Below are 8,445 nucleotides of genomic sequence, written 5' to 3'. Positions count from 1 at the left end.
GGTGTGCGGTGTGCGGTGTGCGGTGTGCGGTGTGCGGTGTGCGGTGTGCGGTGTGCGGTGTGCGGTGTGCGGTGTGCGGTGTGCGGTGTGCGGTGCGCGGTGCGCGGTGCGCGGTGTGCGGTGTGCGGTGTGCGGTGTGCGGCTTGCGGCTTGCGGCTTGCGGCTTGCGGCTTGCGGCTTGCGGCTTGCGGCTTGCGGACGATATATCCGGCGCGGCGCATACGACGTGCCGTTGTTTGACGTGCTGTACGGCAGGCGCTGTTGCGTGACGTGGCGCATGACAGGCGCCGTTGCGGCGTACGGCAACGCGCTCTTATGAAGTGGCGCGGGCACACCAGACGGCGTTGCATCACGCGTCGGTGCGCAATCGCGCACTTCGACGGAGGCGGAAACCGGCGCCGGAAATCGCTGCCGAATCGCTGTGAACCGATTGTTGCTGGCAACTGTCAACACGACATCGGACGATCCGCCATAAAATAGAAGCATCCGGCAGCGTTTCCCGGCAACATCGGGCAAGTGCTGCAGCGTGACTCGCGGCCGCCGGCCCGGCCTTTCACTCCGGCGGCGACCTCATTCTCCTGAACCATGGCGCATGCGCCCCCTGAAGGCACGAATATGACAACCGCACTCGATCAACTCAAGCAATACACCACGGTCGTGGCCGATACCGGCGACTTCCAGCAACTCGCTCAGTACAAGCCGCAGGACGCGACCACTAATCCGTCTCTGATCCTGAAGGCCGTCCAGAAAGACGATTACAGGCCGCTGCTCGAAAAAACGGTGAAAGACCATGCGTCGAAGCCGTTGGGCGCGATCATCGACCAGTTGCTGATCGCTTTCGGCACCGAAATTCTGAAGATCATTCCCGGCCGCGTGTCGACGGAAGTCGATGCGCGTCTGTCGTTTGACGTACAGGGCTCGATCGCCAAGGGCCGCGAATTGATCTCGCTGTACAAGGCACACGGCATCGACCGGGAGCGCGTGCTGATCAAGCTGGCGTCCACGTGGGAAGGCGTGCGCGCGGCTGAAGTGCTGCAGAAAGAAGGTATCAACTGCAACATGACGCTGCTATTCTCGCTCGCGCAGGCCGCCGCCTGTGCAGACGCGGGCGCGAAGCTGATCTCGCCGTTCGTCGGCCGCATCTACGACTGGTACAAGAAGAACGCCGGCAGCGCGTGGGACGAAGCGAAAGACGGCGGCGCGAACGACCCCGGCGTCCAGTCCGTGCGCCGCATTTACGCGTACTACAAGAAGTTCGGCTACAAAACGGAGGTGATGGGCGCGAGCTTTCGCACCCCCGGTCAGATTCTGGAACTGGCGGGCTGCGATCTGCTGACCATCAGCCCGGATCTGCTGCAAAAGCTGCACGAAAGTACCGATAAGGTAGAGCGCAAGCTGTCGCCGGACAGTTCGAAAGACGCGGACATCGAACGCGTGCCGGTCGACGAAGCGTCGTTCCGCTTCCTCGTCAACGACGAGGCGATGGCAACCGAAAAGCTCGCCGAAGGCATCCGCGCGTTTGCCGCGGACGCAGTCAAGCTCGAAAAGCTGATCGAAGCGCTGCGTTAAACGGTTTCGTCAGCGGGTCCGGCCGCCGGCTTCGACGGCCAGGATCCGCGTCCAGCATTGTTTCGTCTCCGTGTTCCCGGTTTGAGAGTCGGCGCGCGCCACTGCAACGCGCGCAGTCACGGATAGCACCGCAACGCGGAGCCCCGAACCGGGAGGTTCGGGGCTCCGCGCCGTTTACCGCCGGTTCGCGCCTTCGCTGATCGGGCAACGATGGCCCGGTCGTCGCAGGCTAGTCGTCTTTTCTTCACGATAGAAAGTCACAATCATCCGAAAACCGTTACCTAAAATGGTCTGCACGTCTGCTCTTTGCTTGCCGGGCACGAAGGCGTCCCACATCCATATTTCGGGAGACGATGATGGAAGTTCAACCCTACGTATTTTTCAACGGACGCTGCGAAGAAGCGCTCGACTATTACCGCCAGCACCTCGGCGCCGAAGTCACGTCCATGATGCGCTTCAAGGACGCACCGCCCGATCCGCAGAATCAGCCTCGTCCGGGCGTCGAGGACAAGATCATGCATGCGAACGTGCAGATGGGCTCGACCCAGTGGATGGCGTCCGACGGCAATTGCGACCAGGACGCGAAGCCCATGAGCGGCTTCAGCCTGTCGTTGACCGCGGACGACACGGCATTGGCGCAGAAGTACTTCAACGCGCTCGCCGACGGCGGGCAGATCGTCATGCCTTGGGGCGAGACGTTCTGGAGCAAAGGCTTTGGCATGGCGGTGGACCGCTTCGGTCTCATGTGGATGGTGACGCTGCCGCATGAGTAATTGATGGTGAGCGGCCCTTGCCCGGCGCGGCGCGACGCGTGACGGTTTGGCCGCGACGCCGACGGTCGTGAGGGTAGTCGCAATGGCCGTTGCGGCGGGGACAGGCGGCGCTGTCACGCCCGCATGCCTAGGCGTAGCCGCTGCGCGGCTGTTACAGCCTCAGCCCTAGCCTTAGCCACAGCCACACCGCCAGACCCTCAACCGACAGCACCTCCGGCACAACCACCTAAGCCTTCTGCGAAGTCCGCGAGCGCCGCTCGATGTTCCAGTTGGGCTCGGTCTCTAGCAACGCCGCGCGCAAGCGATCGACCTGTTCCGCGAGCCGCTGCGCGAGCCAATACGGTCCTTGCAGGTCGGGCGGCAGTTTAAGCACCGCATTGCCCCTCGCTTGCTCGTGCGGCAATGCCACCGGATTGCCGGCCACCGGATTGCCGGCCACCGGACTGCCGGCCACCGGACTGCCAGCCACCGGTTCGCCAGCCATCGGTTCGCCGGCCGCCGGTTCGCCGGCCGCCGGAATACCGAAATGGGTCGCGCGGCCAAAGCGCAGAGCGCGCGCGATCGCCAGCAAAATGGCGCGCACCGCCTGCACCTGCGCGGCGCACTGCTCCGCATAGGCCGTGCGCGACGCGGCGTCGGCCTGCATCAGCGGACCGGTTGCGAGCAGTTCGAGCGAACTGAGTACCGAGCGATGCAGCCGCTGAATCTCCTCGAGCTTCGCCTGCGGCACGTCGATCTCCTTCGCTACCGAAGGCATCAGGGAACGCAGTTGCACGAGGCGCCGGTTGATTTCCAGAAAACGCTTGACCTGTTCCTCGTCGCCAACCGTCTCGCCTTCCAGCAAACGCGTGTAAATGCGCGCGCATTCGCGCAGATTGGCCGCGATCCCGTAACGCCAAGAATAAGTTGCGTGCAGCGGCAGCGCAAAGGAAAAAGCCAGCGCGATCACAATGCCGATCAACACATTGAGCGTGCGCCACAAGCCAACGTCGATCACATTGTCGCCATGCCCGGCGACGATACACATCGTGATGGCCGTCAACAACCCGATATAGCCCGACGCGCCGATCGCGAACCAGGCGCAGATCGCGGCGACAATCGACATCAGCACGAAGGTGAGCGGCAGCGAGCCAAGCAGATTCTGCTGCACGATCAGTAGCAGCCCGATGGACGCTCCGAGCAACGTACCGGCGGCCCGCTCCGCCGCTTTCTTGCGGATATTGCCGTGATGCTGCAAACCGCCGATCACCACGAGCAGCGTCACCGACGACCAGATGCCGTGCGGAATGTCGATGCCGGTGGTCGCAAGAATCGAGAACAACATCGCCAGGCCCACGCGCAGGCTGTGCAGAATCTTCGCGTGTCGATAGCGGTAATACGGCGACGTAACCGCGCGAACCATCCGGCTCACCGCCGAGCGGCGCGGAATCACGGTGCGGGAATCGGCAGGAGCCATAAGGGACGCGACGAACGCTTTGGGAGAAAGTCCTGCTATCGTGCCCTGGAGTGCGCTGTAAATACAAACGCCCGCGGGCTCTCGTCCGCGGGCGCTACGACTGTTGTGGCGTTGAGTCTTAGCTCTCGACCACGTCCAGATAGTCTTCCGGACGCGTGCGGTCTTCGGCGCGCTGCATACCGAAAGCGCGCACGAGCACGCTAACCACCACGGCCACCACCAGGTTCACGATCAGCGACCACACCGCCGCATAGCCGGGAATCGCCATGCCGAACAGGTGAATCGTAAAGATCGAACCGGCGAGCTTCAGCGAAATGGCCATCCATGTGCCGGTCGCAATGCCCACTGCCCAACCGAGCAGCAAGCCGCGATAGTCGAGCACGCGCGTGTAGAGACCCAGCACGATCGCAGGCAGCGTCTGAATAATCCAGATGCCGCCGAGCAACTGCAACTGGATCGCGTACGTCAGCGGCAGGCCGAGAATGAAGGCGACCGCGCCGACCTTGACGATCAGCGACACCAGCTTCGCGACGTTGGTCTCCTGCTCGTGCGTCATGTTGCGGTTCACGAACTCCTTATGGATGTTGCGTGTGTACAGGTTCGCCGCCGCAATCGACATGATCGCCGCCGGCACCAGCGCGCCGATGCCGATCGCCGCGAACGCGACACCGACGAACCACGACGGGAAGAAGTGCAGGAACAGCGCGGGCACCGCGAAGTTCGGGCCGAACGCCTTGAAGTACGGCGCGAATTCCGGCATGTCCTTCACGCCCGAAGCGAGCGCCATGAAGCCGAGCAGCGCGAGCAGGCCGAGCACCAGCGAGTAAGCCGGCAGCATCGCCATATTGCGGCGGATCGTGTTGCCCGATTTCGACGACAACACCGCCGTGATCGAGTGCGGGTACAGGAACAGCGCGAGCGCCGAACCCACCGCCAGCGTCGCATACGCGCTATAGCCGTTCAGGCTCGACACGTCCGGCGCCTTCAGCAGCAACTTGGCCGGCGGCACCGCGCTGAAGATGTGACCGAAGCCGCCCAGTTGTGGCGGAATCACGATGATCGCGGCGAAGATCGTGATGTAGATCAGGACGTCCTTGACGACCGCGATCATGGCCGGCGCCCGCAGCCCCGACGTGTACGTGTACGCGGCCAGGATCGCGAACGCGATGATCAGCGGCAGATCGCCGACAAAGCCCTTCGTGTCGAAGCCGAGCGCACCGATCACCACTTCGATGCCGACCAGTTGCAGCGCGATGTACGGCATGGTCGCGACGATGCCGGTCACGGCAATCGCGAGAGCGAGCATGCGGCTGCCGTAGCGTGCCGACACGAAGTCCGCCGACGTCACGTAGCCCTGACGTTTGGCGATACTCCACAGTTTCGGGAACACGACGAACGCGAACGGGTAGATCAGGATCGTGTACGGCAGCGCGAAGAAACCCGTTGCGCCCGCACCGAATACCAGCGCCGGCACGGCGATAAAGGTGTACGCGGTATACAGATCGCCGCCCAGCAGGAACCAGGTGACGATGGTGCCGAAGCGCCGGCCGCCGAGACCCCACTCTTCCAGATGGGCGAGATCGCCGCGCCGCCAGTGGGCCGCGATAAAGCCGAGAATCGTGACGCCGATGAAAAACAGGACGAAGACGAAAGTTGCGATGGCGTTCATTATCGTGCGTCCCCCTGCGGACGGCCCGACGAGCGCGTCTTGGTCTTGAAGTACACGAGCGCCGTGATGACCGCGCTGATCAGCACCCAGAGGAGCTGATACCAGTAGAAGAACGGAAACTCGAACAGAACCGGTTCGACCTTGTTATACGACGGCACCCAGACCATAGCGATCCAGGGCAACAGCAACAGCCAGAGCCAGTGCTTGCTGGCTTTTTTCGCGTCGGCGTCGTGAGCCATGACGTCTCCTCTTCCCTATTATTGAAATGTTGGCCCGTGTTCGACGGGTGGTGGCCCCCAACGTGGAGGACCGCCTCGCGGCAGCAAGCCCGCGGAAGATCGCCCCGCATCTGACACGAGTGCCCCGAAAGCCTCGAAAGAGTATAGGAGCCGCGAACGTGCGGTCAAGCAGGGACGACCCGAGGCATGGGCGCTGCTGTCAGAGCCAGCGAGACGGCGTTTCAGCGAATGCCGGCGAGCGGCGAACGGGCTTGGCCAAAGCAGCCGCGCGGCGTGCCTCTTGCGGCCTCAGTCGTATTTGCACCTGGTGGGAAAACGGCGGAGTTGCCGCTTCAATGCCGGATAGATCGCAGATCCGGGTTGCGTCGCGCGGATGCGACGTTTGTTGCGGTGAGGCCAGGCTGTCATGGCCTGGCCTCTTCGGAACCGGTCGGATTCAGATGGCGAACGACGCGCCCGTCCGCCCCGTCGACTCCTGCAGGCCCTTGATCCACTTGCGCGCCGGCAAGCCGAGCTCCGCTTCGATCAGCTTCGCGCGTGTTTGCAACGCCGTGAAAGGCACGTTGAGCGCCGGGCCGGAGAATGCAATCGCGATGCGGTTGCCGTCATGCACTTCCGGCAACGCGACGACGCGGCCGTCGAACGCTTCGTTCAGACGCTTCATGTTGCGCACGAAGCTTGGGTGATCGCCGAACAGATTCACCGTGACCACGCCGGCATCCGTCAGACACGCGCGAGCCGCACGATAAAACCCGACGCTGTCGAGCACCGGGCCGCGCGCCGTCGCATCGTAGATGTCTATTTGCAATGCGCCGATGGTGCCGTGATTCGCGCGGTCGTTGACGAAGTCCCACGCGTCCGTCTCATGCACCGTAAGGCGCGCGTCGTCTTGCGGCAGTTCGAACATCGTGCGGGCCGCGATGACGACCGCCGGGTTCACTTCGACCGCTTCGACCTTGGCGCGCTTCAAGAAGCGATGCGCGAACTTGGTCAGCGCAGCCGCGCCGAGACCGAGTTGCACGATGCGCTTTGGCGTTTCGATGAACAGCAGCCACGCCATCATTTGCTGCGCGTATTCGAGTTCGATGTGATCCGGCTTGCGCAGACGCATCGCGCCTTGCACCCATTCCGTGCCGAAATGCAGATAGCGCACGCCGCCTTCTTCCGAGAACGTGACGGGCGCGAAACGAGGCTTGCGTGGTGTTTCGATTTGCGGCGCGTCGTGCAGATCGTCGTCGTTCGACGCGCGCTTCCTGTTGCGCACTGCCTCGCGTTTGCCCGCGCCGTCGGCATTGCGGTTGCGGAATGCACGCGCTTCAGCCGAAGCGCGCTTGATGAGTTTCGTCATGTAAGGATGTCGCGCCACAGGCGCAATTTTTGATCGAACGAGAGCATAGCATTGGCCGGACTCGACGAAGGCAATACGAGGGTCGTGTAGCCGGCCGCGCCGATCACGGGCGCAAAGCGCCCCGCCGTCTTGCCGTTGAAGCAGACCTTGCGCAGGTCCGGCGCGTGTTCGCGCAGCGAAGCGAAGTCGTTTGGCTGCGCGTTGCGGATCGCCGCATCGAGACTGCCTTCGCGATGGCACGCGGCGAGCACATCCCACACGCCGATGCCGTGCGAAAGTACGCGCCGCAACCGCTCTTCATAGGCGAGTTCCGCGAGCGGTTCTTCGAGCACGGTGCCGAGCAAACGCCAGAACTGGTTGCGCGGATGCGCGTAGTACTGCGTCGCGGCAAGCGACGCTTCACCGGGAAAACTGCCGAGTATCAGCGTATGCGTGTCGCCGGCGGCAACGGGAGGAAAGCCGCGCAGCATCAGCGGCTCCGCTCATTGGCGGCACGCGTCGCGGGATGCCCGCGCGATGCCGTGTGTTCGATCTGCCTGCCATGTTCGCGCGGGCGCGAGTGGCTCGCGTGCGTGACGTTGGCGGCATCGGCAGCATCGGCGTTCGGGAGACCCGCGTGATCCGCTTCCGGCAAAGCTTCCGGCAAAGACGCAAGATGCGTCCACAACGCGGGCAAAAAACATTCGGTGACCATCAGGGGCTCGCCATGCCGCTCGAACACCGAGCGGCGCGCCACCAACGCATGCGGCGGCATTGCGCCGACTTCCCGCGAGGCCAACCGGTACAGCGGATGTCGTGCAGTCACGCGGCGGCTGACCAGCGCCGAACGCGCGACGCTGCTATCGCTATAGAGCAGTTCGGCAAGCGGCCGCGTGCGCAAACGCCGCGTGGCCTGCCATACGCCGACGCTCGCGGCCAGAGGCGCAACACTGTGCGCGGCGACGAACGGCACGGCGTTGACGGACAGGACGACCTCGCGCACCCACACCGGTCCGCGCACGCGAAGACCTAACGCGGCATGCTCGTCGGCCCAGGGCAACGCCACGCCTTCACGCGTGACGCGCACGGCGACGGCGCCGAGCGCGCGCAGATGCGCGGTCAGGGAACCGCCGCGGGTCAACCAGTCTTTGTGCGCGGCGCTAAAGCCAGGCAAGGGAGCGACGCGCCAGTGCGCGTCGGCGGCATCGAAACGAATAGGCATGGGTTCGGATTATAACGGCGCCACTGTCGGACGATTGCCCGGCCCGCACGCGCGTTTTCCGGCGATTTGGCTTGATCGCCGCATCGGGATCGAAACCCTCACTCAAGCTGCCGATTTCGGAAAAGTCCGATTCTCCGTCGCCGCGACGCACGATAAAACCTCCGTGCTTCACGAACCGGCGATTCGCCCA

At 63.8% G+C, this 8,445-nt stretch carries 8 protein-coding genes and 1 pseudogene; 2 read left to right on the top strand and 7 right to left on the bottom strand.

Translation table 11 applies throughout. From position 1 onward, the window contains the following. Positions 1–279 (bottom strand): annotated as a pseudogene (locus F759_RS43620) (hypothetical protein); the annotation flags it as partial. A gap of 336 nt (positions 280–615) precedes the next feature. On the opposite strand from F759_RS43620, the gene tal reads away from it, so the two are divergent. Next, positions 616–1,569 carry a transaldolase gene (gene tal, locus F759_RS0110590; RefSeq protein ID WP_027799828.1) on the top strand — a complete coding sequence of 318 codons (954 nt, stop codon included), beginning with the start codon at positions 616–618 and terminating at the stop codon, positions 1,567–1,569. Between the two features lie 356 nt (positions 1,570–1,925). Continuing rightward, a complete protein-coding gene (locus F759_RS0110585) occupies positions 1,926–2,342 on the top strand; it encodes a VOC family protein (protein ID WP_027799827.1) in 417 nt (138 codons plus the stop codon). Between the two features lie 226 nt (positions 2,343–2,568). Here F759_RS0110585 and F759_RS0110580 read toward each other — a convergent pair whose 3' ends face one another. The 6 genes from F759_RS0110580 to F759_RS0110555 all read right to left on the bottom strand — a co-directional run bounded on the left by F759_RS0110580 (position 2,569) and on the right by F759_RS0110555 (position 8,255). Beyond that, complete coding sequence (locus F759_RS0110580; protein ID WP_027799826.1) at positions 2,569–3,798, bottom strand: FUSC family protein; 1,230 nt, start codon at positions 3,796–3,798, stop codon at positions 2,569–2,571. A gap of 118 nt (positions 3,799–3,916) precedes the next feature. Beyond that, positions 3,917–5,467 (bottom strand): monocarboxylate uptake permease MctP, encoded by a 1,551-nt coding sequence (gene mctP / locus F759_RS0110575; protein WP_027799825.1) that lies wholly within the window; start codon positions 5,465–5,467, stop codon positions 3,917–3,919. Beyond that, positions 5,467–5,706, bottom strand: a complete 240-nt coding sequence (locus F759_RS0110570) for a DUF3311 domain-containing protein (RefSeq protein ID WP_027799824.1) — start codon at positions 5,704–5,706, stop codon at positions 5,467–5,469. Before F759_RS0110570 ends, mctP begins: the two co-directional genes overlap by 1 nt. A gap of 436 nt (positions 5,707–6,142) precedes the next feature. Then, positions 6,143–7,054, bottom strand: a complete 912-nt coding sequence (locus F759_RS0110565) for a class I SAM-dependent methyltransferase (RefSeq protein WP_027799823.1) — start codon at positions 7,052–7,054, stop codon at positions 6,143–6,145. Continuing rightward, positions 7,051–7,524 (bottom strand): DNA-deoxyinosine glycosylase, encoded by a 474-nt coding sequence (locus F759_RS0110560; protein ID WP_027799822.1) that lies wholly within the window; start codon positions 7,522–7,524, stop codon positions 7,051–7,053. The genes F759_RS0110565 and F759_RS0110560 overlap by 4 nt, the downstream gene beginning before the upstream one ends. Further along, a complete protein-coding gene (locus tag F759_RS0110555; RefSeq protein ID WP_027799821.1) occupies positions 7,524–8,255 on the bottom strand; it encodes a chorismate--pyruvate lyase family protein in 732 nt (243 codons plus the stop codon). Before F759_RS0110555 ends, F759_RS0110560 begins: the two co-directional genes overlap by 1 nt. Positions 8,256–8,445: the final 190 nt, after the last annotated feature.

It is taken from the genome of Paraburkholderia dilworthii, from assembly GCF_000472525.1.
GTDB classification, from domain to species: domain Bacteria; phylum Pseudomonadota; class Gammaproteobacteria; order Burkholderiales; family Burkholderiaceae; genus Paraburkholderia; species Paraburkholderia dilworthii.
This window is presented reverse-complemented; position numbering and strand designations above follow the sequence as displayed.